Origin of the sequence: Uliginosibacterium sp. TH139 (genome assembly GCF_002855595.1) — a bacterium.
Lineage (GTDB): Bacteria > Pseudomonadota > Gammaproteobacteria > Burkholderiales > Rhodocyclaceae > Uliginosibacterium > Uliginosibacterium aquaticum.
This window is the reverse complement of the sequence record NZ_PKRR01000002.1, coordinates 541,372-564,568: the sequence shown is the minus strand read 5'-3', so window position 1 is coordinate 564,568 and position 23,197 is coordinate 541,372. Positions and strand designations below refer to the sequence as shown.

23 protein-coding genes and 4 tRNA genes are annotated in these 23,197 nt (G+C 60.9%); 15 read left to right on the top strand and 12 right to left on the bottom strand.

Annotated elements, in window-relative coordinates:
• Positions 1-54 precede the first annotated feature (54 nt).
• Both mobA and moaA read right to left on the bottom strand, forming a co-directional pair.
• Positions 55-654, bottom strand: coding sequence for a molybdenum cofactor guanylyltransferase MobA (mobA, locus tag C0V76_RS06145; protein WP_101941480.1), 600 nt, complete (start codon positions 652-654; stop codon positions 55-57).
• The gene (moaA, locus tag C0V76_RS06140) at positions 651-1,730 is read right to left on the bottom strand and encodes a GTP 3',8-cyclase MoaA (RefSeq protein ID WP_101941479.1); all 1,080 of its coding nucleotides are present in this window, start codon (positions 1,728-1,730) and stop codon (positions 651-653) included. The genes mobA and moaA overlap by 4 nt, the downstream gene beginning before the upstream one ends.
• A 613-nt stretch (positions 1,731-2,343) precedes the next feature.
• On the opposite strand from moaA, the gene C0V76_RS06135 reads away from it, so the two are divergent.
• On the top strand, positions 2,344-2,871 hold the full coding sequence (locus tag C0V76_RS06135) for a hypothetical protein (RefSeq protein ID WP_143707361.1): 528 nt from the start codon (positions 2,344-2,346) through the stop codon (positions 2,869-2,871).
• Positions 2,872-2,943: 72 nt separating this feature from the next.
• On the opposite strand, the gene C0V76_RS06130 is transcribed toward C0V76_RS06135, so the two are convergent.
• Positions 2,944-4,026, bottom strand: coding sequence for a BMP family ABC transporter substrate-binding protein (locus C0V76_RS06130; protein ID WP_101941477.1), 1,083 nt, complete (start codon positions 4,024-4,026; stop codon positions 2,944-2,946).
• A gap of 181 nt (positions 4,027-4,207) precedes the next feature.
• Between C0V76_RS06130 and C0V76_RS06125 the strand changes: the two genes are divergently transcribed.
• From C0V76_RS06125 to guaD, 4 genes are read left to right on the top strand one after another with little or no spacing between them, the layout of a single operon-like run.
• Entirely contained in the window at positions 4,208-5,737 is a 1,530-nt protein-coding gene (locus C0V76_RS06125) for an ABC transporter ATP-binding protein (RefSeq protein WP_101941476.1), read from the top strand.
• 3 nt (positions 5,738-5,740) lie between these two features.
• Positions 5,741-6,808, top strand: a complete 1,068-nt coding sequence (locus C0V76_RS06120) for an ABC transporter permease (protein ID WP_101941475.1) — start codon at positions 5,741-5,743, stop codon at positions 6,806-6,808.
• Positions 6,805-7,722 carry an ABC transporter permease gene (locus tag C0V76_RS06115; protein ID WP_101941474.1) on the top strand — a complete coding sequence of 306 codons (918 nt, stop codon included), beginning with the start codon at positions 6,805-6,807 and terminating at the stop codon, positions 7,720-7,722. The genes C0V76_RS06120 and C0V76_RS06115 overlap by 4 nt, the downstream gene beginning before the upstream one ends.
• 22 nt (positions 7,723-7,744) lie before the next feature.
• Positions 7,745-9,097, top strand: coding sequence for a guanine deaminase (gene guaD / locus C0V76_RS06110; RefSeq protein WP_101941473.1), 1,353 nt, complete (start codon positions 7,745-7,747; stop codon positions 9,095-9,097).
• A 123-nt stretch (positions 9,098-9,220) separates the two neighbouring features.
• Here guaD and C0V76_RS06105 read toward each other — a convergent pair.
• Positions 9,221-9,296: transfer RNA gene (locus C0V76_RS06105), tRNA-Asn, on the bottom strand.
• Positions 9,297-9,428: 132 nt separating this feature from the next.
• On the opposite strand from C0V76_RS06105, the gene C0V76_RS06100 reads away from it, so the two are divergent.
• On the top strand, positions 9,429-10,628 hold the full coding sequence (locus C0V76_RS06100; RefSeq protein WP_101941472.1) for a hypothetical protein: 1,200 nt from the start codon (positions 9,429-9,431) through the stop codon (positions 10,626-10,628).
• Positions 10,629-10,726: 98 nt separating this feature from the next.
• The gene (locus tag C0V76_RS06095) at positions 10,727-11,074 is read left to right on the top strand and encodes a thioredoxin family protein (RefSeq protein ID WP_254048197.1); all 348 of its coding nucleotides are present in this window, start codon (positions 10,727-10,729) and stop codon (positions 11,072-11,074) included.
• 62 nt (positions 11,075-11,136) lie between these two features.
• Here C0V76_RS06095 and C0V76_RS06090 read toward each other — a convergent pair whose 3' ends face one another.
• The gene (locus tag C0V76_RS06090; protein ID WP_101941470.1) at positions 11,137-12,342 is read right to left on the bottom strand and encodes an amino acid aminotransferase; all 1,206 of its coding nucleotides are present in this window, start codon (positions 12,340-12,342) and stop codon (positions 11,137-11,139) included.
• 124 nt (positions 12,343-12,466) lie between these two features.
• Here C0V76_RS06090 and uvrB point away from each other — a divergent pair, with 124 nt between their 5' ends.
• The 3 genes from uvrB to C0V76_RS06075 all read left to right on the top strand — a co-directional run bounded on the left by uvrB (position 12,467) and on the right by C0V76_RS06075 (position 16,419).
• Positions 12,467-14,521 (top strand): excinuclease ABC subunit UvrB, encoded by a 2,055-nt coding sequence (uvrB, locus tag C0V76_RS06085; protein WP_101941469.1) that lies wholly within the window; start codon positions 12,467-12,469, stop codon positions 14,519-14,521.
• A 54-nt stretch (positions 14,522-14,575) separates the two neighbouring features.
• Positions 14,576-15,037, top strand: coding sequence for a low molecular weight protein-tyrosine-phosphatase (locus C0V76_RS06080; RefSeq protein ID WP_101941468.1), 462 nt, complete (start codon positions 14,576-14,578; stop codon positions 15,035-15,037).
• An 89-nt stretch (positions 15,038-15,126) separates the two neighbouring features.
• Positions 15,127-16,419 (top strand): DUF4010 domain-containing protein, encoded by a 1,293-nt coding sequence (locus C0V76_RS06075; protein WP_216821663.1) that lies wholly within the window; start codon positions 15,127-15,129, stop codon positions 16,417-16,419.
• Here the strand turns inward: C0V76_RS06075 and C0V76_RS06070 are convergent.
• On the bottom strand, positions 16,416-16,769 hold the full coding sequence (locus tag C0V76_RS06070; protein ID WP_101941467.1) for a helix-turn-helix transcriptional regulator: 354 nt from the start codon (positions 16,767-16,769) through the stop codon (positions 16,416-16,418). The genes C0V76_RS06075 and C0V76_RS06070 overlap by 4 nt on opposite strands.
• A 252-nt stretch (positions 16,770-17,021) precedes the next feature.
• Here C0V76_RS06070 and C0V76_RS06065 point away from each other — a divergent pair, with 252 nt between their 5' ends.
• The 4 genes from C0V76_RS06065 (at position 17,022) to C0V76_RS06050 (ending at position 17,647) form a co-directional block, all read left to right on the top strand.
• Positions 17,022-17,273, top strand: a complete 252-nt coding sequence (locus C0V76_RS06065) for a DUF2892 domain-containing protein (protein WP_101941466.1) — start codon at positions 17,022-17,024, stop codon at positions 17,271-17,273.
• 58 nt (positions 17,274-17,331) lie between these two features.
• Positions 17,332-17,408: transfer RNA gene (locus C0V76_RS06060), tRNA-Pro, on the top strand.
• A 56-nt stretch (positions 17,409-17,464) separates the two neighbouring features.
• A tRNA-Arg gene (locus C0V76_RS06055) sits at positions 17,465-17,541 on the top strand.
• A 30-nt stretch (positions 17,542-17,571) separates the two neighbouring features.
• Positions 17,572-17,647 (top strand) — tRNA-His (locus tag C0V76_RS06050).
• A gap of 185 nt (positions 17,648-17,832) precedes the next feature.
• On the opposite strand, the gene C0V76_RS19525 is transcribed toward C0V76_RS06050, so the two are convergent.
• Complete coding sequence (locus C0V76_RS19525; RefSeq protein ID WP_143707360.1) at positions 17,833-18,054, bottom strand: hypothetical protein; 222 nt, start codon at positions 18,052-18,054, stop codon at positions 17,833-17,835.
• 92 nt (positions 18,055-18,146) lie between these two features.
• On the bottom strand, positions 18,147-18,734 hold the full coding sequence (locus C0V76_RS06045; RefSeq protein WP_101941465.1) for a thermonuclease family protein: 588 nt from the start codon (positions 18,732-18,734) through the stop codon (positions 18,147-18,149).
• On the opposite strand from C0V76_RS06045, the gene C0V76_RS06040 reads away from it, so the two are divergent.
• Positions 18,733-19,338: a hypothetical protein gene (locus C0V76_RS06040; RefSeq protein WP_101941464.1), complete on the top strand. Its 606-nt coding sequence runs from the start codon at positions 18,733-18,735 to the stop codon at positions 19,336-19,338. The genes C0V76_RS06045 and C0V76_RS06040 overlap by 2 nt on opposite strands.
• Positions 19,339-19,348: 10 nt before the next feature.
• Here the strand turns inward: C0V76_RS06040 and C0V76_RS06035 are convergent, their stop codons facing one another.
• The 4 genes from C0V76_RS06035 to C0V76_RS06015 all read right to left on the bottom strand — a co-directional run bounded on the left by C0V76_RS06035 (position 19,349) and on the right by C0V76_RS06015 (position 23,146).
• On the bottom strand, positions 19,349-20,194 hold the full coding sequence (locus C0V76_RS06035; protein WP_158239159.1) for a plasmid recombination protein: 846 nt from the start codon (positions 20,192-20,194) through the stop codon (positions 19,349-19,351).
• Positions 20,195-20,666: 472 nt separating this feature from the next.
• Positions 20,667-20,888: a hypothetical protein gene (locus tag C0V76_RS06025; RefSeq protein WP_101941686.1), complete on the bottom strand. Its 222-nt coding sequence runs from the start codon at positions 20,886-20,888 to the stop codon at positions 20,667-20,669.
• A 105-nt stretch (positions 20,889-20,993) separates the two neighbouring features.
• On the bottom strand, positions 20,994-21,470 hold the full coding sequence (locus C0V76_RS06020) for a hypothetical protein (protein WP_143707358.1): 477 nt from the start codon (positions 21,468-21,470) through the stop codon (positions 20,994-20,996).
• Between the two features lie 281 nt (positions 21,471-21,751).
• Positions 21,752-23,146 carry a site-specific integrase gene (locus tag C0V76_RS06015; RefSeq protein ID WP_101941461.1) on the bottom strand — a complete coding sequence of 465 codons (1,395 nt, stop codon included), beginning with the start codon at positions 23,144-23,146 and terminating at the stop codon, positions 21,752-21,754.
• Between the last annotated feature and the right edge of the window lie 51 nt (positions 23,147-23,197).

The following is a 23,197-nucleotide window of genomic DNA, read 5'->3' as shown; positions in this document are numbered from 1 at the left end:
GGCGTGGCACCGAATCTAGCATGTCTGCAGCATGGAGGCTGCCGTTCAGAGACCTTATGACTGCCGGGTGAGGGGCGGCAGCGCGGCCAGCGCGCGTAGCGCAACGGCATCGTCTGCATCCCGCAGGCTGGCTGCCTGAGCATCGAGCGCGATCAGGACAGGATCAAGACTGGCTAGCCAGCGCCGGGCGGTGCGCTCTCCGGCATCCAGCATCGAGCTCAGGCCAGGCAGGGCGGCTTTGGGCAGCAGGCTGAAGAGCGGCTCCCAATGGCCATCGAGACTGCCGACGCTGGCGCGCAGCGGGTGACGGGCGCAGAGCAGGCGGGCGTAGTCCGGCGGCAGTAGGGGCGTATCGACCGGGCAGGTGAGCACCCAGTCATGCTGTGCGGCCGTGAGTGCGGCTTCGAAGCCGGCCAGCGGGCCGGCGAAGTCCGGGCGCAGATCGCTGACCACGCGGTGGCCAAAGGCGCGATAGCTGTTCAGATTGCGATTGGCGACGATGATGAGTTCATCGACCTGCGGGGCAAGGGCATCTATGACCCAGGCCACCAGCGGGCGGCCACGGAAGTCGACGAGCCCTTTGTCCTGTCCGCCCATGCGTCGTGCCGCGCCGCCGGCCAGAATCACGCCAGTGAGTGGCTGTGCGGGTTTCATCCGCCGATGTAGCTCATTTCGATTTTCTGGGCGCGCACACCAGCTTGGCCGCGCAATTCTGAGTAGCGATCACCGCGCGCCTGCCATACCGCACCGATCCAGGCGGCCAACTCCATGTCACTGCGCTCTTCGCGCATCAGTGCACGCAGGTCGTGGCCGGAGCTGGCGAACAGGCAGGTAAACAGCTTGCCTTCGGGCGATAGGCGCAGGCGCGTGCAATCGCGACAGAAGGCCTGGGTGACGGACGCAATCACGCCGATCTCGCCGCCGCCGTCAGCGTAGCGCCAGCGCTCAGCGACCTCGCCGGGGTAGTCGCGGTCGATCGCCTCAAGCGGGAATTCGGCGCCGATGCGCGCGAGGATCTCGCGTGCCGGCAGCACGTCGTCCATGCGCCAGCCGTTGCTGGCGCCCACATCCATGTACTCGATGAAGCGCAGGATGTGGCCGCTGCCGTGGAAGTGGCGTGCCATCGGCAGGATCTGGTGATCATTCACGCCGCGCCGCACCACCATGTTCACCTTCAGGGGCCCCAGACCTGCTGCGGCCGCCGCATCGATGCCGGCCAGCACTTCGCTGACGCTGCATTCGGCATCGCTCATGCTACGGAACACGGCATCGTCCAGCGCATCCAGACTCACGGTGACGCGCCGCAGTCCGGCTGCCTTGAGTGCGCCGGCGTGGCGAGCGAGGAGCGCGCCGTTGGTGGTCAGGGTGAGATCCAGCCCGGGGATTTCAGCGAGCATTTCGACCAGACGATCCAGGTGCTTGCGCATCAGCGGCTCGCCGCCGGTGAGGCGGATTTTCTCGACGCCCAGCCCCCTGAAGATGCGTGCCAAGCGGGCGATTTCCTCGTAGCGCAAGATTTCGTCGTGTGGCAGGAAGGCGTGCTCGCGGCCGAACTTGTCGCGCGGCATGCAGTAGGTGCAGCGGAAGTTGCAGCGATCCGTCACCGAGATGCGCAAGTCTCGCAAGGGGCGGCCGAGCTGATCAAGCAGCCGTAGCCCCGGGGCGGGGGCAGTGGGGCGAAGCAGGCTGCTGAGGGGAAGGCGGGTTTCGGCCAGGGGCATGGTGTGCATTATGGCTGCCGTGAGGCCTGTAATAAACCGTGCCTGTAACAGGGCTGCCTTGATCCGGGATAAGCGGCTGCTTGGCGGTACTCCAAGAAGGAGCTGTCGTCGCCATCTTGGTAGGGTGAAACCCTTGAGTGCAGATGATCCCGGTCGACACGTGTAAGCACCTTGCCGGGTGAGTGTGTTGTATCGCTAGGTCGGTAGTTTGTCGGCTCCGGATTTTCAGGCTGGCAGCTTGCGCCGGATATACAGCTACGACTTTAGTGCTATCCGAGGGCCCCTGCAAAAAACTGGCTTTTCGTGATGTAGCCCACTCAGCCTGAGGTCCGTGCGTGGATTGCCTTGCAGGTGTGTGGAATAGCTGTGCTTTTCAGGGGGACTTCCGGCTTTTAGGGGTTTTCTCTTATGCCGAAAGTTTATGTAGGAAATATTTACCTTTGCTTGCCGCAGCTAGTTTTCACTAGGGCACACGCTTCTAAAAAAAATGTTTCGTGATCCGTAAGCCTACTCACGCCCGACTGGTTTCTGTTGTCAGGGCAAGCACCGTGCGCTGCACGGTACTGGAGGCTGACCGATGGAGGTGTTCAGGTCAGCCCAGATAAAGCTAGTGGTGGCTGACATGAAAAACATACTGAAGCTTGTCGCAACGGTTTTGATCGCTCTTTCCTTCTCCGGCAGTCTGCATGCCGAAGACAACGCAATCCTGGGTTTCTTCTCGGATCTGAATCGCTCCAAGGAGCCGCTGGACTGGGCTATTGCCAGTGGTTTCCAATCCAAGCACATGGTGGATGACCCGAGCTACGAGTACAACGAAAACAACAAGGGGATAGGTTTCCGCACGCCGGGTGGCTGGACTGCTGGCGGGTATTACAACAGCATCCGGCGCTACTCGGTGTATGCCGGGCGCGAGTACCAGTGGCGTCTGTTCGGGCCGGACTGGATGCGTCTGCATGCCGGCGTGGTGCTGGGCGGCGTTTCGGGGTATGAGGATGGTATCCAGATTGGTGGGGTGGAGCACGGTATCCACTTGGCGGTCCTGCCCGAGCTGGTGTTGCGCATGCCTTATCTGGAAGCTGCCTTGATCTACATTCCTTCCGCATCCAAGACGCCGGCCACGCTGGCCGGGCAGTTGCGAATCGCCTTCTGAGCCTGCCGGTGGGTGCGTAAAAACAATCGGGGCGCCCATGGGCGCCCCGATTGTTTTTAAAACGGTACGGACTTACTTCGGAATCGAGCCTTCAACGCCTTCAACGTAGGCGTTCATCTTGCGCAGGTCCGCATCAGCCATGGTCTGGCCAGCGGCAACCATTTCCTTGCCTGCGTTGTCTTTCAGCGGGCCGGTGAAGGGATGCAGCTTGCCGGCCTTGAGCGCATCGCGACGCTCTTCGGCAAGCTTCTTCACGTCAGCCGGTACGGCCGGACCGAAGTTGTCGATCGTCACGGCGCCTTCCTTCACGCCATACCAGAGATCGGTGGTCTTCCAGGTGCCCTTGAGTACCTTGTCCACTTCCTGACTGTAGATCACCTCCCAGTTCAGGACCGAGGCGGCCAGCTGTGCCTTGCCGCCGAACTTGCTCATATCCGAATCCCAGCCAAAGGCGAACACGCCCTTTTCCTGCGCGGTCTGAACCACAGCCGGGGAGTCGGTGTTCTGCATCAGCACATCCGCGCCTTGCGAGATCAGGGCGAGGGCGGCTTCACGTTCCTTGCCCGGGTCGAACCAGCTGTTGACCCAAATGACGCGAGTGGTGGCCTTCGGATTCACGCTGCGTGCGCCAAGGGTGAAGGCATTGATGTTGCGCACCACTTCCGGAATGGCGATCGAGCCGACTACGCCGAGCTTGCCGGACTTGCTCATTTTTCCGGCCACCACGCCCAGCATGTAAGCACCTTCATAGGTGCGCACGTCGTAGATGCCGAGGTTCTTGCCGCTCTTGTAGCCGGTGGCGTGCATGAACACGGTTTTCGGGAACTGGCGCGCGACCTTGTCCATCGCGTTCATGTAGCCGAAGGAGGTGGCGAAGATCACCTTGTGACCCTTGCTGGCCAGGTCGCGGATCACGCGTTCGGCGTCGGCTGTTTCCGGCACGTTTTCGACGAAGGTGGTCTTTACCTTGCCGGCGAACTTGGCTTCCATCGCCTTGCGACCTTCGTCGTGGGCGTAGGTCCAGCCATGGTCACCGGTCGGGCCGATGTAAATGAAACCAGCCTTGAGCGGTTCTTCGGCGTGTGCGGCGCCGGCGAGCGTGCAGGCAGTCAGGGCGAGGGCGGCCAGGCGGCCGAGTAGGGGCAGGAAGCGCATTGGAAAACTCCTGATTTGAGAGGCGAGCGGGAGGGCACAGCATGGATTCGGCGCAGGGTAGCGTCAATCAGCCAGCGATTATGATGCTTATCAGCATTCGATGGCGTATTGCTGTGCTGTCTGCGGGGCAGGGCTGCTAGACTTTGCACGCCGCTTTTCCTCTTCTGTCCGCAGGCCACGCATGACTTCCTTCCGCCCCGACCCAGCGCCGCGTCTTGAGCTGCTGCATATCAGCAAGCGCTATCCGGGCGTGCTTGCCAACGATGATGTGAGTCTGCTCGTGCGGCCCGGTGAAATTCACGCCGTGCTGGGCGAAAACGGAGCCGGCAAGAGCACCCTGATGAAGATCATCTATGGTGCGGTGCAGGCCGATCAGGGCGAGATCCTGTGGAATGGCCGCCAGGTTCAGATCGGCAATCCGGCTGCCGCGCGGCAGCTTGGCATCGGTATGGTATTCCAGCACTTCCAGCTCTTCGAAACCCTCAGCGTGGTGGAGAACATCGCCCTGGCGCTGGAAGGCAAGTTCGATCTGCGTGCCTTGGCGAGCCGCGTGCGCGAAGTATCGGCGAAGTATGGCCTGCCGCTGGAACCGGAGCGACTGGTGCATAGCCTGTCCGTGGGAGAGCGGCAGCGCGTCGAGATTGTTCGTTGCCTGTTGCAGAGTCCGCAGTTACTGATTCTCGACGAACCGACCTCAGTGCTGACGCCGCAGGCCGTGCGCAGCCTGTTTGCTACCCTGCGCCAGCTATCCAGCGAGGGGGTTTCGATCCTCTATATCAGCCACAAACTGCACGAGATTCAGGAGTTGTGCGAGCGCGCCACCGTGATGCAGGGTGGGCGGGTGACTGGTGAGGCGGATCCGCGCCAGGAAAGTACCGCTTCGCTGGCACGCATGATGATTGGCCGGGAGCTCCCGGTGTGCTCGGCCACGCCCTATGAAGGCGAGCGGATTCCGGTGTTGGAACTGCGCGGCCTCAGCTATGCCAATGACGACCCCTTCGGCGCCTCGCTGCATGAGATCGACCTGAGCGTGGATCGTGGTGAGGTAGTGGGGATTGCCGGCATTTCCGGCAACGGGCAGGCTGAGTTGCTGGCGGCTTTGTCGGGTGAAGTGCCGAGTGAAGCGAGCTGCGTGCTGATCGACGGGCAGGCGGTGGGCCATTTGCACGCTGGTGAGCGTCGTGATCGCGGTCTGGCCTTCGTGCCGGAGGAGCGCCTCGGGCGTGGCGCGGTGCCAGCCATGAGCCTGGCGCAGAATTTCACCCTCACGGCGCATCGCCAGCGCGAGCTGCGCCGCCACGGCCTGATCAATCTTGCCGGCGCACGCCAGTGGGCAGCGCGCTGCATCGAGCGTTTTGACGTGCGCTGCGCAGGGCCACAGGCGGCTGCGCGCAGCCTTTCGGGTGGCAACCTGCAGAAATTTATCGTTGGCCGCGAAATCATGCAGGCCCCGAAAGTCATGATCGTGGCCCAGCCGACCTGGGGGGTAGATGTAGGGGCTGCGGCCTTCCTGCGCCAGACCCTGCTGGACCTTGCGCGCAGTGGCGTGGCGGTGCTGGTGATCTCCGAGGAGCTGGAGGAACTCTTCGAGATCTGCGACCGGATTGCGGTGCTGGCCGCTGGCCGCCTCTCGCTGCCGGTCCCCAAGGAAGATACGGACGCGGAAAAAATCGGCCTGCTGATGGCCGGAACCCAACAACAGGCTGCCTGAGTAATGCAACTTATCGAACCCCGTGCCAATCCGTCCCGCACCATGCGCTGGCTGGCCCCGCCGCTGGCCATTCTGCTGACCCTACTGGTCGCCGCCGGCATCTTTGCCTTGCTGGGCAAACCCCCACTGCAGGCCTTCTACGTGTTCTTTATCGAGCCGCTGGAGACGTCCAATGGCTGGAGCGAATTGCTGCTCAAGGCTTCTCCCCTGATCCTGATCGCCCAGGGGCTGGCGCTGGGTTTTCGCGCCCGCATCTACAACATCGGTGCCGAAGGCCAGCTCCTGCTCGGGGCGATCTGCGCCAGTGGCGTGGCGATCTACACAGACGGCATGGAGGGGGCCTGGATTCTGCCCGCCATGGTGCTGGCAGGGGCGGTTGGCGGAGGTCTGTGGGGTGCGATTCCGGCCTGGCTGCGTACGCGCTTTCAGGCTCAGGAAACCCTGACCACCCTGATGCTGGCTTACGTTGCTACCTATCTGCTGTCCTGGCTGGTCAGTGGCCCCTGGCGGGATCCGGGCGGTACCAATTTCCCGCAATCCATCCTGTTCTCGGAGCCGGCCATGTTCGTGCCGATCTTCGAGGGCCTGCGCATCAATGCCTCGGTCTACATCACCGCCGCGCTGGTGCCCGTGTTCTGGCTTTTCGTGGCCAAGAGTTTCATGGCCTACCAGCTCGCGGTGGGCGGTGAGGCGCCCGCCGCAGCACGCTATGCGGGTTTCTCCGCGAACCGGACGGTATGGGTCAGCCTGGTGATTTCCGGCGCAGCCGCCGGCATCGCCGGAGCGGCCGAGGCCGCGGGGCCGGTTGGCCAGCTCACCTTGTCGCTCTCGCCCGGCTATGGCTACGCCGCGATCATCGTGGCCTGGGTCGGACGCCTGCACCCGCTGGGCATCGTGCTGGCCGGCCTGCTGATGGCGCTGATCTATCTGGGGGGTGAGGCGGCGCAAGTCTCGATGCAGTTGCCGGCGGCTATCAGCTGGTTGTTTCAGGGCATGTTGCTGTTCTTCCTGCTAGGGGCGGATGCCTTCGTGGATTTCCGCCTGCGCCGGCGCAAGGAGGTGGCGGCATGATCGAATATTTGGTTCCGGTGCTGGCCACCACACTCGCTGCTGCTACGCCACTGGTCTTTGCCGGGCTGGGCGAACTGGTCACCGAGAAGAGCGGGGTGATCAATCTGGGGGTCGAAGGCATGATGCTGATCGGTGCGGTGGCCGGTTTTGCCGGCGGCCTGCACTGGGGTGTGGCGGGCGGGCTGTTGTGCGGTGCCCTGGCCGGAGCGCTGGCGGCCTTGCCGTTTGCTTTCCTGACTTTGTCGCTGGGTACTAATCAGCCTGCTACCGGGCTGGCCCTGACCATCTTCGGCATCGGCCTGTCGGCCTTCGTCGGGCAGTATTTCGTCAGTCAGAGCCTGCCGGGCCTGCAGCCACTGATCATTCCTGGGCTGGCGGAGATCCCGTTGCTCGGGCCGGTCTTTTTCAGCCAGAGCTGGGTGGTCTATCTGTCCTGGTTGGCTTTCGCCTGGCTGGCCTGGATGCTGGCGCGCACGCGTTGGGGGCTGATCCTGCGCGCCGTGGGCGAAAGCCCGGAGGCAGCGCATGCGATTGGTTATCCGGTGACCGCCATCCGCTATGCCGCAACCTGTTTTGGCGGAGCCATGGCCGGCATCGGCGGCGCCTATCTGTCCACGGTCTACACCCCGCTATGGGTGCAGAACATGACGGCTGGACGAGGCTGGATTGCCGTGGCGCTGGTCGTGTTCGCCACCTGGAAGCCGGGCCGTCTGATGCTGGGCGCCTATCTCTTTGGCGGCATGACCATCCTGCAACTGCACGCGCAGGGGCTGGGCGTCGAGCTGCCCTCGCAACTGCTCGCCGCGGTGCCCTATGTCGCGACCATCGTGGTGCTGGTGCTGATTTCACGTGACCGCAAGCTTCTCCAGCTCAATTTGCCCGCCTCCCTGGGCAAGCCCTGGATCAGCAACTGAACCCGTTCGCCAAGGAGGGCGCATGAATCCTTTGCCGACAGCCATTCTCGTGCGGGGCAGCATTTTGCATTTCCTGGCTGACCCGGGGCCCGCGGACGATTCCTCGGCTTGGCAGTATTTCGAAGATGGCGGTCTTCTTGTCGAGGATGGTCTGGTCCTCGCCTGTGGCCCCTGGGGCAGCGTGCTGGATGGTGTGCCGCAGCACATCAGCGATGCTGCGCGCTATTTTGATTATCGCGGCCAGCTGATCGTGCCGGGGTTTGTCGATACCCACACCCATTACCCGCAGCTGTGCGTGATGGGTTCCTGGGGCCGCAAGTTGCTGGACTGGCTGGAGGACTACACCTTTCCGGCTGAGATGGCATTGGCTGATGAGGCCTTGGCGCAGCGCACGGCGAGCTTCTTCGTTGAGCGCCTGCTGGCTCATGGCACCACCACCGCCTCGGTTTTCGCAACCGTGCATGCGCACTCCGTGGATGCCTTTTTCAGTGCCGCTGCACGTCGCAATCTGCGCATGCTCTGCGGCAAGGTGATGATGGACCGCAACTGCCCGCCGGCCCTGCGTGATACGCCTGCGTCTGCACTCGACGATGGCATGGCGCTGATCGAGCGCTGGCATGGTCAGGGCCGTCTGGGTTACAGCGTAACACCGCGGTTTGCACCGACCTCTTCACCCGAGCAGCTCGCGGTGGCCAGCGAGTTGTGGCATAGCCGGCCGGGGCTGCATCTGCAGTCCCATCTTTCCGAGAATCCGCAGGAACTGGCTTGGGTGGCCGAGCTGTTTCCGGGGCGACGTGACTACCTTGATGTTTATGAACATTACGGCTTGCTCGGGCCTCGAGCGATCTACGGTCACGGCATCCACCTGAGCGCATCGGAGCGTACGCGCCTGGCCGCCAGCGGTACGGCGATCGCTTTTTGCCCTGGTTCCAATCTGTTTCTTGGCAGCGGTTTCTGCCCGCAGGGCGAACTCAGCGCGTCTGGCGTTCGTCTAGGGCTGGCAACGGACGTAGGGGGCTGTGCGAGTTTGTCCATGCTGCAGTCCATGGCTTCCGCATATGAAGTCAGTCAGGCGGCCGGACAAGTCCTTTCGCCCTGGCGAGCCTGGTATCTGGCGACTCTGGGCGGTGCACTGGCCTTGGGGCTGGATGCACAGATAGGCAGCTTCCAGCGCGGGCGCGAGGCCGATTTCGTGGTCCTGGACTCGGCTGCGACGCCGGAGCTGGCCTGGCGGCTGGAGGGGGTTGAAGCGCTTGGCGAGCGCCTGTTTGCGCTGATGATGATGGGTGATGAGCGCTGTGTGCGAGCTACCCACATTCTGGGCGAGCGGGCCTTCTGCCGTTCAGAACCACAGGCCGTGCCGGCAGTCCGTTGAATCAGGCCGCTTGCGGCCTGAACGCTTATCATTGATCGCTCGCTTCCACGACGGGGCTTCCCGGCGAGGAATCTGGCGCAGAAATGCAGAAAGCCCAGCATTTCTGCTGGGCTTTCTGGAATTTGGCTCCCCGACCTGGGCTCGAACCAGGGACCTACGGATTAACAGTCCGGCGCTCTACCGACTGAGCTATCGGGGAATCGAGAGGCCGAATAATAGACATCCCTATACGGGGTGTCAAGTTTTTTTTTAGAAAATACGTGATTGGCTGGCGATTCTTGCTAGGGGCAGATACCCTTGCCGCGCGTGACCCGTTTCAGGAGAACAAAAAGTGATTGCTCATCGAGCCCTGCGCGGCATTCTGCCGACGCTCCTCAAGACTGCCTTGCTGCTCAATTTGAGCTTTTCCGGGGCCCAGGCTTCGGCTGCGCCCGAGAAGCAGACCTGGCTCGGGCTGCCAGTGGAATTTGCTGCGCAGTCATATGCTTTCAAGAAGGGGCCTGCGATCGAGCTCGACAAGCTCAAGGTGATGACGGCGACCCCGATCGAAATCAGTCGCGCCTGGATGATGCCAGACTGGGCAGACTGGATCACCGAGTTCAAAACGCGCAAGGTGCGGGTGGTTGCGGGTGAAATCGTGGCCAAACCCAGCTCGCTGGCACGTCTGGGGGTTGTGGATGGCCCTTCCACCCGGTTTGTGACACGTATCGAGTTTTCGTCGCTGAAGCTGATGTTTGGTGATACCCCCCTGTCGCTGCCGGCCGGAGAGATGCAGTTTGGTGATGACGGTGCAATGAGCCGCATCCGGGTTCAGCTTGAAGGCGGCATCAGTCTTGATCTGAGCCCCCGCGAGGGGGGGCGACTGGGGGTGCTGGTCCAGACTGGCAACTTCAAACCGCAACTGCTGTCGGCGTTCCGCTTTGACAGTGTGGTAGCCCAGGGGGAGATGGCTGACGATTACGTGCTGCTGGACCGCATCGGCGCCAATGGTGACGGTGGCTCATTGAGCGGCGTGCTGCGTCTGGTGTCAGCGGGCAAATTCTTGCTCGAAGGCGAGCTCAAGATGGAAAGCGTGCGGGCTAGGGATGTGATTGATCGTCTCTATCCGCGCGCGGTTGTGGACGGGATTCTCAGTGGCAACTTCAAGATCAGTTCCTCCGCTGACACTCTGGCCGAGCTTGGCAAATCCGTGGTGGTAGAGGGTAGCTATGTGCTGAAGTCTGGCTCCATCGATCGCTTTGGTCTGCTTGAGGGTATGCGCCGTAGCGGTACCGGTGTGGTCGGCGGTGGTTTGCTGCGTTTCGAGCAGATATCAGGCAAGTTTGGTGGCCGCACCGGCGCGCCGGCGCAGGCCAATTTCCAGGGGCTGTCCTCCGGCGCATTGCGTGGCTCGAGCAACTTCGTGATTGATCCGGATGGGCGTTTGAAGGGTTCGGTCAGTGGTACGCTTGCTCTGCCGGGAGGGGAGGTCATCTCGCGCAATTTCGAGCTGAGCGGCAAAGCCAGTGCGCCCTCGCTGATCGCGCGCTGACGGCCTTTCGCCCTATCATCGAAACCGGCCTGAGGGCCGGTTTCTTTTTGTGCGGATGGAGTGAGATGGCGGCAAGTGCGAAAGAGGCGGAGTTTCTCGTGGCCTGCCTGTGTGCGGGCTGGTGCGGGACGTGTCGCGAGTACCAGCCTGGGTTCCAGGCGCTGGCGCAGAAATTTCCGCAGGCGGGGTTTGTGTGGGTGGATGTCGAGGATGAGCCGGAGGTGGCGGATGATATCGACGTCGAGAATTTCCCGACCCTGGTGATCCAGCGCGATGAACGGGTGCTGTTCTGTGGGCCGATGTTGCCGCAGCTGCATTTGCTGGAGCGTCTGATCGAGACGTTCATGGCGCAGAGCGCGGAGGAAGCGTTGCACTATGCGCTGGGGAATGCGGAGCGGACCGCCTGGCAGACGGTGGCGAACGTGCGTTCGCGCTTGCCGGACTAATCTGGTTGCACCAGAAGCGCCAAAGGGCCGCGAGCGGCCCTTTGTTTTTGTTTGTGCGGAACTTACTTCAGCACGGCAGCGATGGCGTCTGCGACGGCGTCGATGTTCTTGCTGTTGAGTGCGGCGATGCAGATGCGGCCGGTGGAGACAGCGTAGATGCCGAACTCGGTCTTCATGCGTTCCACCTGCTCGGCCGTCAGACCGGTGTAGGAGAACATGCCGCGCTGCTTGAGCACAAAGCTGAAGTCCTGAGCCACCTTGCGCGCAGCAAGCTTTTCAACCAGGGCGCTACGCATTTCGCGGATCCGCACGCGCATGCCGGCCAGCTCGTCTTCCCATTGTTTGCGCAGCTCGGGCGAGGCCAGTACGGCCGCGACGATGGCGCCACCGTGGGTCGGCGGGTTGGAGTAGTTGGTGCGCACCACGCGCTTCACCTGGCTCATCACGCGGCCGGCCTCTTCCTTGGAGTCGCACACCACGGTCAGCGCACCAACGCGCTCGCCGTAGAGCGAGAAGGATTTCGAGAAGGAGCTCGAGATGAAGAACTGCAGGCCCGAGCCGGCGAAGGCGCGCACGGCGACTGCGTCAGCGTCGATGCCGTCGGCAAAGCCTTGATAGGCCATGTCGAGGAAGGGCACCAGGCCGCGCGCCTGGCACACAGCCACAACCTCGGCCCACTGCGCATCCGTCATGTCGGCACCCGTCGGGTTGTGGCAGCAGGCGTGCAGCACGATCACCGAGCCGGCAGGCAGTGATTCCAGGCAGGCCTTCATGCCAGCGAAGTTCACGCCACGGGTGGTGGCATCGTAATAGGGGTAGTTTTCGACCACGAAACCGGCCGATTCAAACAGGGCGCGATGGTTTTCCCAGCTCGGGTCGGAGATATAGACCTTGGCGGCCGGGTTCAGGCGCTTCAGATAGTCGGCACCTACTTTGAGGGCGCCGGTGCCGCCGAGGGCTTCGATGGTGATCGTCTTGCCTTCGGTCAGGAGCGGGGATTCCTTGCTGAAGAGCAGCTCGGCAACAGCCTTGTTATAGGCAGCCAGGCCTTCGATCGGCTGGTAACCACGGGCCGGAGCCGCTTCGAGACGGGCTTTTTCAGCCGCTTTCACAGCGCCCAGCAGCGGGATCTTGCCTTCGTCGGTGAAGTACACACCCACCCCGAGGTTGACCTTGGTGGCACGGGTGTCGGCGTTGAAGGCTTCGTTCAGGCCCAGAATCGGGTCACGGGGTGCCATTTCAACGGCGGCAAAGATCGAGGAACTCATGGATTCTCCAGCGTCAAAAGAAAGTGGCCGGCAGGTTCGCGCCGGCGGGCGAATTGCGGAATAATCAACGGCTTGCCTGCGCGCCGGGTTGACCGGCAAGAGGCTGAAAACGCAGGATTTTATCATGGCTGAGCAGCCGGCTTCCCCAACAATTGTGAGCTTTGAAGGCAGCCCGTTCCGGCTGCACCAGCCTTTTCCGCCTGCGGGTGACCAGCCGGCAGCCATTGCTGCGCTGACCGAAGGCATTGGCGACGGGCTGATGTTTCAGACCCTGCTGGGGGTGACTGGCTCCGGCAAGACCTACACCATGGCCAACGTGATCGCGCGTTGTGGCCGCCCGGCGCTGGTGTTGGCGCCGAACAAGACCCTGGCCGCGCAGCTCTACGCCGAGTTCCGCGAGTTTTTTCCCGAGAATGCGGTCGAGTATTTCGTTTCGTATTACGACTACTACCAGCCCGAGGCCTACGTGCCTTCGCGTGACCTGTTCATCGAGAAAGACAGTTCGATCAACGAGCACATCGAGCAGATGCGCCTGTCGGCTACCAAAAGCCTGCTGGAGCGGCGCGATGTGGTGATCGTGGCGACCGTGTCATGCATCTACGGTATCGGTGATCCGGTCGATTACCACAGCATGATCCTGCATCTGCGCGAGGGTGAGAAAATGCCCCAGCGCGATGTGCTGCAGCGCTTGGTGGCCATGCAGTACGACCGCAACGACGTGGACTTCCAGCGCGGCTGCTTCCGTGTACGTGGGGACGTGATCGATGTCTTTCCAGCTGAAAGCGCTGAGCTTGCCGTGCGGATCGAGCTTTTTGACGATGAGATCGAACATCTCACGCTCTTCGATCCGCTCACCGGACACATGAAGCAGAAACTCACCCGATTCACGGTGTTTCCGTCCAGTCACTACGTCACGCCGCGCAGCACGGTGGTCAAGGCCATTGAGAACATCAAGGAAGAGCTGCGTCAGCGCATCGAGTTCTACCATCGCGGCGGCAAGCTCGTGGAGGCGCAGCGCATCGAGCAGCGTACCCGTTTCGATCTCGAAATGCTCACTGAGCTGGGTTTCTGCAAGGGGATTGAAAACTACTCACGGCATATGTCCGGGCGCATGCCGGGCGATCCGCCGCCAACCCTGATTGACTATCTGCCCAGCGATGGGCTGATGTTCGTCGATGAGTCCCACGTGGCTATTCCGCAGGTGGGCGCGATGTTCAAGGGCGATCAGGCGCGTAAGCTGAATCTGGTCGAGTACGGTTTTCGCCTGCCCTCGGCGGCGGACAACCGTCCGCTCAAGTTCGACGAGTTCGAACAGCTGATGCCGCAAACGGTTTTCGTCTCGGCCACGCCGGCGAAATATGAGGAGGAGCATCAGGGGCAGGTGGTTGAGCAGGTCGTGCGCCCGACCGGCCTGGTGGACCCGATTGTTGAAGTGCGCCCGGCTATCAGCCAGGTGGATGATGTGCTGATGGAAATCCGTAAGCGCGTGGCGGTGGACGAGCGGGTGCTGATCACGGTGCTCACCAAGCGCATGGCCGAGGATCTCACCGACTACCTGGCCGAGAATGGCGTGCGCGTGCGCTACCTGCACAGTGATATCGATACCGTGGAACGGGTCGAAATCCTGCGCGATCTGCGTCTGGGCGAGTTTGATGTGCTCATCGGCATCAACCTTCTGCGCGAAGGCATCGATATCCCCGAGGTGTCGCTGGTCGCGATTCTGGATGCGGACAAGGAGGGCTTCCTGCGTTCAGTGCGCTCGCTGATCCAGACCATTGGTCGCGCTGCCCGCCATCTGCACGGTACGGCCATTCTTTATGCGGACCGCATGACGGACTCGATGCGCGCAGCGATTGGCGAAACCGAGCGTCGGCGTACCAAGCAGATCGCCCACAACGAAGCGCATGGCATTACGCCAAAATCGGTTAACAAGCGCATCAAGGACATCATCGACGGCGTGTATCAGGATGATGAAACCAATCCGCGTACCGGCCGCATGGCGGCAGAACCACGCAAGGATTACGCTTTGCTTGACGAGAAGGGGCTCGCCAAAGCCATCAAGCAGCTCGAGAAGGAGATGCAGGAGCATGCGAAGAATCTTGATTTCGAGAAAGCCGCTGCCGCCCGTGACGAGCTTTTCAGGCTGCGCCAGCGTGCTTTTGGGGCGGATCACCATTGATGCCGGCTGTGGGCAATCGCGATCTTTTTCAAACCCCGGACTCCCTAACCCCGAATGAAACGCATCCTTTTCGTGTGTACCGGCAATATCTGTCGCTCCCCGACAGCGGATGGCATTGCTCGCCATCTTGCGGCTGAGCAGGGGCTGGCCAAGCGCTTCGAGTTTGACTCCGCTGGCACGCATGCCTATCACGCAGGCGAGGCGCCGGACCCTCGCGCCCAGAATGCCGCGCGCAAACGCGGCTATGAGCTTGCCGATTTGCGTGCCAGGCCGGTGGTGGCTGAGGACTTCGAGCATTTCGATCTGATCCTGGCCATGGACAAGGGGCATTACGTGTGGCTCAAACGGGAGTGTCCGCGGCATCTTCACGAGCGCATCCAGATGTTTCTGGATTACTCGGCCACCTATCCTGGTCATGACGTTCCCGATCCCTACTATGGAGGTCCGGATGGATTCGAACAGGTGCTAGACCTGTGCGAGGAAGTCATTCGTGAGTTGCTGTCGCGTAACGCCTGAGTTCTGAAGCAGGTGTGCTGCGGCGCATGATTCAGCTTCTTGCCGGTGCGCCGTTAGTGCACTGAACGCCTTCATGCGGAGAGCCTGCCGTGGCTTTGCCAACGCCTGATCTTGAAACCGTCCAGCTCTTCGGAATTGCGCTGCTGATCGGAGCCTTGCTCGGAGTTGAGCGCGAAAAGAAAAAGGCGGATACCCAGAAGCCCTCCTTCGCGGGCATCCGTACTTTCATGCTGTTGTCTGAAACCGGGGCGCTGGCGGCCTGGCTGTCTGCGCAGAACGCCATGCCGGCAATTTTCGTGACTACGCTGATCGGGCTGTTGATCCTGATCGCCGCCGCCTACCTGCTCGAAAAACGGGCCGATGCGGCCTCGATCGGCATTACGACCGAATTGGCCGGTCTCAGTGTGTTCTTGCTGGGGGCTGCGGTCATGCTTGGTCAGGTGGCGATTGCAGTCGGTCTGGCAGTCATCAATACCGCCTTGCTGGCCTTGAAGGATCCCTTGCACGGTGCGATCCAGAAGCTTGGCAAGGACGACATCTTTGCCGGCCTCAAGTTGCTGATTGCCAGCTTCATCGTGCTGCCACTGCTGCCACAACAAGCGGTGGATCCATGGGCGGCGCTGAACCCCTACAAACTCTGGCTGCTGGTGGTGCTGATTTCGGCACTCTCGCTGGTGGGCTACGTGGCCATGCGCTGGCTGGGGAGTGCGCGTGGCGTGGCGGTGACTGGGCTTACCGGCGGCCTGGTGTCCTCGACTGCGGTCACCTTGTCGCTGGCGCGTGAGAGCCGTAGCGCGGCCGATCCGGCCCGGCAACTGGATGATGCCTATGCGGCAGGGGTACTGATTGCCTGGAGCGTGATGTTTGTGCGGGTACTGGTCATGGTGACGCTCCTTAATGTCGCTCTATTGAGACCGCTGTTGGCGCCTTTCACGGCCATGCTACTGGTGAATGCCGCTCTGGCTGGCTGGTATTACCACCAGAGTCTGCGGGATATGGCGCATCAGATCGAGCGTGTGGGTGTGGTGCCGCTGAAAAATCCGTTCAGTTTGTGGGCGGCGACCAAGTTCGGTCTGTTGTTTGCCGTTGTACTGCTACTGGTGGAGCTTGCCCGGCGTAGCTTCTCGGCCAGTGGCCTGATCTATGTTGCGGTGCTCGCAGGCATGACAGATGTCGATGCGATTACCTTGTCGATGGTTGATTTCGCTCGCGCCCCCGAACAGCTGCAGTTGGCCGCTTATGCTGTGGTGGCCGCTGTGTGGGCGAATACCCTGGCCAAAGCTGCGCTTACCCTGGTGCTGGGAAGTCGTGGGATGGCCAGGCGCGTGTGCTTCGCTACGGTCGTCATGCTGGTGCTTGGCGGAGCTGTGCTGCTCGTCTAACGAGCCACTTTGCCCAGCTGGCGCTTGACCGCACTGGCGTTGGAGAACTGGCGTTCCACGATGCGCGCCACATTGCCGCACACGATGTCACACAACTCGAAGGTCGCAGAGTCGGCGATGGCGTAGAACACCGCAGTTCCTTGAGCGCTGCGCGTCACAAGCCCCGCCTCGAAGAGGAGGGCGAGATGCTTGGATACATTGGCCTGACCACAACTAGTCAGGGCGGTAATCTGGCTTACGTTCTTGCCTCCGTCGCGCAGCGCATTAAGGATGCGCAGGCGGGTCGGTTCGGAGAGTGCGCGGAAGTACGTGGCGACGTGATTGAGTGCGGAGTCGTCGAGCGCCTGCATGGTGGAGCCTGCCTCGTGAAAAGCTGATGTGATTGATTGTATTACTGTTTATGCATGAAGGCATTCGTGGTGATTCCCCGGTAGCCTGCGCCAGGGGCTTCTATCCTTCAAGTATGCAGGTGATGAGGCCGTGGCTTTGCAGCCTGCAGCGAGGCAGGGGAAGAACACACGCAGTCAGGGGCTCCGCTTAGAGCGTTGCGGCTGGTTGTTATGGTTCGTCAGCCACTGCGTATAACCAGAAGGAGAGACAGCATGAACCCGAACGTAGGCAGTACGGATCGCGCCATCCGTGTGATCTTTGGCTTGGCCCTCATCATTCTGGCCGCAACAGGCTACATCGGTGCTTGGGGGTGGATAGGTGTCGTGCCTCTGGCAACCGGAGTGATTCGTTACTGTCCGGTGTACCCGCTATTCGGCTTCCGCAGTTGTCCGGATGAGCGCGTAGAGCCTCCGCATTTTCACGACAACCTGCCGGAGAGTTTCCGGAACGAAACGAAAGAGTAGAAAAATTCGATTTCGGTGTTTACTCTGCGGCCTTGCTCCGCATATAATTTCGATCCCTCGGGGCGTAGCGCAGTCCGGTAGCGCGCTTGCTTTGGGAGCAAGATGTCGGAGGTTCGAATCCTCTCGCCCCGACCAAGGTTCCTGAAGTGATCACTTGGACGGTATTGCCCGGGGTCCTGCTCGACATGGAACTGCCCGTAGCTCAACTGGATAGAGCAACGGCCTTCTAAGCCGTAGGTTAGGGGTTCGATTCCCTTCGGGCAGGCCAGCAGTAGATGTAAAATCAGAAGTGCCAGTGGCGGCATTAGCTCAGTTGGTAGAGCACTGGATTGTGATTCCAGTGGTCACCGGTTCGAACCCGGTATGTCGCCCCAACAAATTCAAGCATTTAGGCCCATTCTTCGGAGTGGGCCTTTTGCTTTCTGGTGTTCGTGTAAGCACTTTGTAAGCAAATTCGGGGAATGTTTTGTGATGGCCTTGGGTTGCTTCTCTGTGGCTCTGGGTGAGTGGGACAATCGCGCGCGCATTTATGGCGTTTCCCGACGTATAGGCTCCGCCTTCAGGTCTGCCGCCTCGGCTTGCCGTCCAGCGTTTCCGCTACAAACTTGATGGCCTGCAAATCGCCTGCTGCGGCCTTGTCGAGAATCCGGTCTATCCCGCGCTCAAGCTTCTCCCAGCCACCCTGATACAGCATCCGGCGTATCGCTCCACGAATGGCAGCCCCTTGAGCTGCATTCCGGTTGCCTTTGGGGGCGCCTGAACGTCCTTTGACTCCCGCCATGCTGGCCTCCAAAGCATTTTGAAATAACTATAACCCATTGGTTATGTGGTTGTTTTCTGGCTTCTTTATGGATGCGGGAAATTCGCTGCGTACTAATGGCACTCGATGCGCAGGCCGTTAGACTCCTGCTTCGTTACGCACTGGCTGACTTGTTTTTGCGGTGGCTGTTGCTGCTCAATCGCCTTGCCGTGGCTTTTCCGGTCTTTGCGCCACTGCCAAGGTGGCACAGGGTCAGCGTCAATCCACAGGCCACGCCTAGCGGCTTTCGCCTCGCCCTGCACGGCGTATAAGGTTCGGTCGGTCGCATACTGGTCATAGACCCAAGCCATGCCCTGCCGTACCTGTTCCGCATTCGCGTCTATGCCGTCACACAGTACGCGGGCAACTGTTCGCCCGTAGCGGTCTTTGGTTTGGGGGATGATTTCCGCCTGCTTGCCGTAGCAGAGGCGGGACAAGGATTCCTTGCTGCGCTGGCCGAATGGCTGGGCCTTCTCCGGTGCGTCTATCTCGGCAAGTCTGATTTTGCCTTGCTGCCTCTCCTGGCTGATTAAAAGAGTATCCCCGTCTGTTACGCCTATGACCAAGCCATTGCTTGCGTAGGCACTGGTACTATGCAGAAGTATTATCAGAAGTCCATAAGCCACTTTTTCCAAGCAAAGACCATCAGGAGTTGAAAACATGCGCTTTATGTTTCCGGTATATGCGGTGGCGACTCTACTGATGGCCTTGGTTGCGACAAACGTATGTGCCGCAACTCTTGAGGCGGGGGTACTAAAGGGGCAAGTGCAGGTACAGATGGAGAAAGGCCTTGTAAGCGGTTGCGGGCTTAGGATTACGGGCTTTGATGAAGGCGCCCTACAAGCTCCGACAATGAGGCTGATAGATGTATCTGTGATGGTTTATACCAAAGGGATGGGCCTTATCAAGGGCCTTGCTTACAAAGATGTAAAACCTAGCCTTTTGTTGTCTGGTTCGCCTGCGCTGAAGAAATCCGTCGTAAAAGAGTTCTGGATGAAAGCGGGAAGCCAGCCGGCCCTTAGTTCTCAAGGTGGAAAAGCGTTCCGAAGTTCAGAAACACCGGGCGCACTTTTGTCGGGTGCGGATTTTGTTGAGAGCCTTCGATTTCTGGCAGCAGGTATTTCTGGAGTTGTTGTGCAGGTAGGAATCCAGCGGGAAAGTGACCCGGTTGCCTTCGCCTATTACGGGGAAGTAAATCTCTCTGAGCAAGACAGGAGTCAAGCTCTATCTTGCCTCAATGAATTTAAGAGTCAGCTTCTCGAATAAGCAGGACTCCTTACGCGAACCCTACACAGGGATAGGGTTTGCTTTCTGGTGTGACAGCGGGGGCTTTAAACCCTACAGGGTTTGATTTTGGTTCCGGCTTGCAGGGTTTGGTCATAATTTCCACGAATGACTTTTGCGCCTTGGCGTTTCCTGTAGGCATTTCCAGCCCAAGGGCGGCAAGCATCGGTTCAGGATGGGTTGCGATGGCTTCATGTAGTGCGGTGCGTACGCTGGGCTGTTGCAGGCGCTCCGGGTGCGAGAACAGGCATGCCAGCGCCACCGACGCTGCCTCGTCGCGTATAACGCGACTCAGGCGCTTTTCCTGCCTTGGTCTGCTCAGGCCATACCGGCACGCCACCGACTCGAAGAAACCGGCCTGAATAGCCTGCAAGCGCCCACGATTGCCCACCAAGTCACTGCCGACCATTCGCCCATTGGCAAGAGGTAGCAGCAAGGCGTGCATGTGCGGTGCTTCTTCATCCAGATGCACCACGGCAGACAGTACCGGCACGCCGAAGAAGCCGCGCACCCATTCCAGCGCATCGGCAAAGATGCTTTCCAGCTTCGCGGGGTCAAAGGTTGCAGGCATGGACACCAGCACCTCTACTGCCCGCACAGCGTCCTTGCGCAGCTTGTCGGCTCCGGCGTCCTGCATGGCATTGTTGGCTAGGTCGGCGACCTCTGCGGCGGTTGCAGGGCCAGCCAGGTGCATGTTCCGGCAAGTCTGCGCCGGGTTGATGTGACTGTCTGACCCTAATTCGGCCTGAATCTCGCGCAGGTTATGCCGGGCGGCAGTCTTGACGATTGCCGCTCCGGTCAGCTTCTTGAGACTCACAAACGCGGCAGCCATCACCATGCCCACGCAATGCAAAGCGCCAGCACCAGCTCCCCGGCGGCAAAGTCGGCAGGCTGCCACGCCAGCGCGCACAGCGCACGCCATACGAACATATAGACGCGGCTCATGCCTCGTTCCCACTCTGACCTGCGCCACGATGGCGGCTACCTTGCCATCGATATACCTTGCGGCGGTCTTGTTCCGTGAGGTGGTAAATGCCGCGTCTCACCTCTTGGCCGTCTCGGTCGATAACCGGCGTTTTCGTGCAAGGCACATCGAGGCCACGGCGGCGCAGCTCTGCCACCAGTTCCGGCCCGTTGCTGCAACCGGCTTCTCTGTCCAGTTGTTCGCGTGGCATGGGGCGGCGTAGCAGGGCATGGATTGCCCGAAGATGGCGCGGGTTGTCCGTGCCTGCAAAGCGGGCTTGTGCTGGGATAGAATCGCCTTGTTCGCGGGCGCTCGTCTCTACTTTGTGGGGGCGGGCGTTTGTCATTTACGCGCCCTCCCCGGTCAGAAGGCGGGCCACTTCTGTGACAGGCCACATCAGGCGGTTGCCAATCTTCACCGGGCGAATGCCGAAGCAATGCCCGGTCAGGCAGTAATTCTTACGGATGGTTTGCGGCGCCCGAATAGTCGCCTTGCCGAATTCGGCGGTATCGAGAAGGTCGCGGCCTTTTGATACTTCGGCCAGCGCGGCGGGGATATGTGCAGTCATGTTGATACGCTCCAAGTAACCCGTTTCCACGGTATGGACGTATTCAAATTGCCCTTCTATCCTCCCCCGCAAGTGCTTCCACTGCCCCAATTTGGGGGAGTAGTGCTAAGCCTCTTTTATTCGTTTGTCTTGGCGTAGTCTGTCCCATGCTTTTTTAAATACCGTGCCTTGCTTCATCCATTTAGGAGCTTTCTCCAAAACGGCGGCTTTTACCCATGGTTGGCCGGGCGTACGGCGTGGCAGCGCAAGGGGGGAATGTCCCAGCGATTCAATAATTCTCAGAATCTCATCCTCTTGTGCTGGGTGCAGCAATTGCGGCCTTGCGGCTCCCTCTCCTGAGTCGTCAGCCTCTCCTGTACTCACTTCGGGCGAGGCGCTTTGCACCAGTTCAAGCGGTAGCCCCTCCCAGCCCAGCCCGGCGGCAAAGGCGGCGAAGTCTTGAAGCGTGGTTTCGCCGTAGTCGTCGCACTTGCGGTTTGCTGTGAAGAGTCGCAGGCGCTTGGAATAATCCTCTGCTGATTTGGCGCTGGGGAAGCTTTCGTCCTTGAAAACAGCGCCTCGCACCCATCCGTTCGGCTTCATGGTGTCCGGGTCTATGCCCAGCGATAGGGCGCAGGCTTGCCATGCTTTGACTGTCGGCATGTGCAGCCAGAAAGACCAGTCGGGCGCCCTGCCTGTGTAACGGGGTCGGAGTGGTGCAGTCATGCCCCCACGAAGGGGCGAGATAGGGGCCGGAGCCTGTGAAACCTTCCGCTTTTCATCTGACATAACACGCCTTCCCGTGTTGCCTTCATTGGGTGCCCCAGCAGGCGGGCGAAGGTTTCCCGCTTTTCGTCTGGCCGGACTAGCTGGGGCGTACTCGCTTACATGCCGGACACGGCCCGCAATCCCGGCTTGGCTTGTGCCGGGTCAAATTCAATGCCTGCCTGCTCAAGAACCCAGCTTTCAATCTTGGCATGCCACATGCGTAGCAGGTCGATAGGGCGGCGGCGGTAGTGTTTTTCTGCGGTCGCGCTGGGCTTGTGCCCCTGTATCTGGGCAACTACACCTGCCGGGCATTCCACCCATTCGGCCAGCGTGCCAAAGGAGCGGCGCAGGCCGTGAATGGTCATGCCTTCGATGCCAGCAGCGGCGCAGGCCTTGTTGTGCTGAATGCGCGGTTCTTGCAGGCGCCCTGATTCGGCGGTGGGGCTGTAGAAAACCCATTCCGATGGCTTCCACTCGGGAACGGGGGCGCCACTCTGGCGCAGCCTTCTTGATACCGGCGGGGCTATCTCGCTGCGGGCTTTCAGATTGCGTAGCAGGTGGGCGATATAGGGCGTCAGCGGAATGGTGCGCTCGCCTTCTATCTTGTCGCGGATGGTCAGCGTCTGCCATTGAAAATCCACGTCCTGCCAGCGGATGCCCGCCACTTCCCCGCGCCTTGCGCCTGTCAGCAGGGCGACTTGCAGATAGGTGGCAATCACCGGATTGTTGATGGCCTGCACCTTGGCGAACCATGCGGGCAGCTGCTCCTTTTGCAAGCAATCATCCTTGGCGGCTTTCTTGGGCAGCGTGTCGCGGGCGAGGCGAGGGGGGCAGGCGTTCGCGTTGGTGAAGGGTTGATAGTCCGGCTGCTCTGCGCACCAGTTCAGGAAGGCGCGCAGCAGGTTCAGGGCGAGGCGTGCGTGCGTGGGGCGCTTGGCGGCCTCCTCTTTGAGCCAGTCACGCACCAGCGAGGCGTCTATGCGCGAGAGTGGCAGCAGCAGTAGGGGGCGAAGGATGCCGGGCTGCGTGGTGGTGCTGTCGCCCTTGCGGCGCCCTCGGCTGCGTGGCTGCCCGCCTTCCTTGCTGACTGTTGCGTGGTCGCGCTTGTGAGCCTCGCCCCACTTGGGTGCCCGTTCGGTGCAGTAGTGCTGCCACGCTTCCAGCGCGGGGGCGTCAGCGTGGGCCTCGTGCTGGCGTGCGGCCTCTGCGGCTGCGACCTTTTCGGCCTTCTGTTGCCGGGGGTCTATGCCTTGGTCACAAAGGGTTTGCAGGCGGCGCGCTTCGGCTTGGGCGTTATCGAGACTCCAAGCGCGAGGGTCGCCAATCGTGATGCGCAAGGCGTTGCCATTGAATCGACTTTGGAAAATATAGGCCTTGCCTCCTGCCTGTGTGACGCGCAGCGCCAAGCCTGGGGCAGTGCTATCCCAGAGGAAGGTTTGCGCCTTGCCTGCCTCGCAGGTGGCTTTTTCAACCTTCGGCCCCGTGAGTTTGATGCTTTTGCTTCTTGCCATGACTGCCCTTTGCTTTCTGGCGATTTGTAAGCACTTTGTAAGCAAATTATA

Bases quoted from the DNA above. Each gene is read 5' to 3' on its own strand.
- uvrB (WP_101941469.1), top strand. From the start codon at position 12,467: ATGGCTGAGCAGCCGGCTTCCCCAACAATTGTGAGCTTTGAAGGCAGC.
- C0V76_RS06040 (WP_101941464.1), top strand. From the start codon at position 18,733: ATGCGCTTTATGTTTCCGGTATATGCGGTGGCGACTCTACTGATGGCC.
- C0V76_RS06025 (WP_101941686.1), bottom strand. From the start codon at position 20,888: ATGACTGCACATATCCCCGCCGCGCTGGCCGAAGTATCAAAAGGCCGC.
- C0V76_RS06015 (WP_101941461.1), bottom strand. From the start codon at position 23,146: ATGGCAAGAAGCAAAAGCATCAAACTCACGGGGCCGAAGGTTGAAAAA.
- moaA (WP_101941479.1), bottom strand. From the start codon at position 1,730: ATGCACACCATGCCCCTGGCCGAAACCCGCCTTCCCCTCAGCAGCCTG.
- guaD (WP_101941473.1), top strand. From the start codon at position 7,745: ATGAATCCTTTGCCGACAGCCATTCTCGTGCGGGGCAGCATTTTGCAT.
- C0V76_RS06135 (WP_143707361.1), top strand. From the start codon at position 2,344: ATGAAAAACATACTGAAGCTTGTCGCAACGGTTTTGATCGCTCTTTCC.
- C0V76_RS06090 (WP_101941470.1), bottom strand. From the start codon at position 12,342: ATGAGTTCCTCGATCTTTGCCGCCGTTGAAATGGCACCCCGTGACCCG.
- mobA (WP_101941480.1), bottom strand. From the start codon at position 654: ATGAAACCCGCACAGCCACTCACTGGCGTGATTCTGGCCGGCGGCGCG.
- C0V76_RS06130 (WP_101941477.1), bottom strand. From the start codon at position 4,026: ATGCGCTTCCTGCCCCTACTCGGCCGCCTGGCCGCCCTCGCCCTGACT.
- C0V76_RS06070 (WP_101941467.1), bottom strand. From the start codon at position 16,769: ATGCAGGCGCTCGACGACTCCGCACTCAATCACGTCGCCACGTACTTC.
- C0V76_RS19525 (WP_143707360.1), bottom strand. From the start codon at position 18,054: ATGGCGGGAGTCAAAGGACGTTCAGGCGCCCCCAAAGGCAACCGGAAT.
- C0V76_RS06125 (WP_101941476.1), top strand. From the start codon at position 4,208: ATGACTTCCTTCCGCCCCGACCCAGCGCCGCGTCTTGAGCTGCTGCAT.
- C0V76_RS06020 (WP_143707358.1), bottom strand. From the start codon at position 21,470: ATGAAGCCGAACGGATGGGTGCGAGGCGCTGTTTTCAAGGACGAAAGC.
- C0V76_RS06115 (WP_101941474.1), top strand. From the start codon at position 6,805: ATGATCGAATATTTGGTTCCGGTGCTGGCCACCACACTCGCTGCTGCT.
- C0V76_RS06080 (WP_101941468.1), top strand. From the start codon at position 14,576: ATGAAACGCATCCTTTTCGTGTGTACCGGCAATATCTGTCGCTCCCCG.
- C0V76_RS06065 (WP_101941466.1), top strand. From the start codon at position 17,022: ATGAACCCGAACGTAGGCAGTACGGATCGCGCCATCCGTGTGATCTTT.
- C0V76_RS06035 (WP_158239159.1), bottom strand. From the start codon at position 20,194: ATGGTGATGGCTGCCGCGTTTGTGAGTCTCAAGAAGCTGACCGGAGCG.
- C0V76_RS06045 (WP_101941465.1), bottom strand. From the start codon at position 18,734: ATGTTTTCAACTCCTGATGGTCTTTGCTTGGAAAAAGTGGCTTATGGA.
- C0V76_RS06120 (WP_101941475.1), top strand. From the start codon at position 5,741: ATGCAACTTATCGAACCCCGTGCCAATCCGTCCCGCACCATGCGCTGG.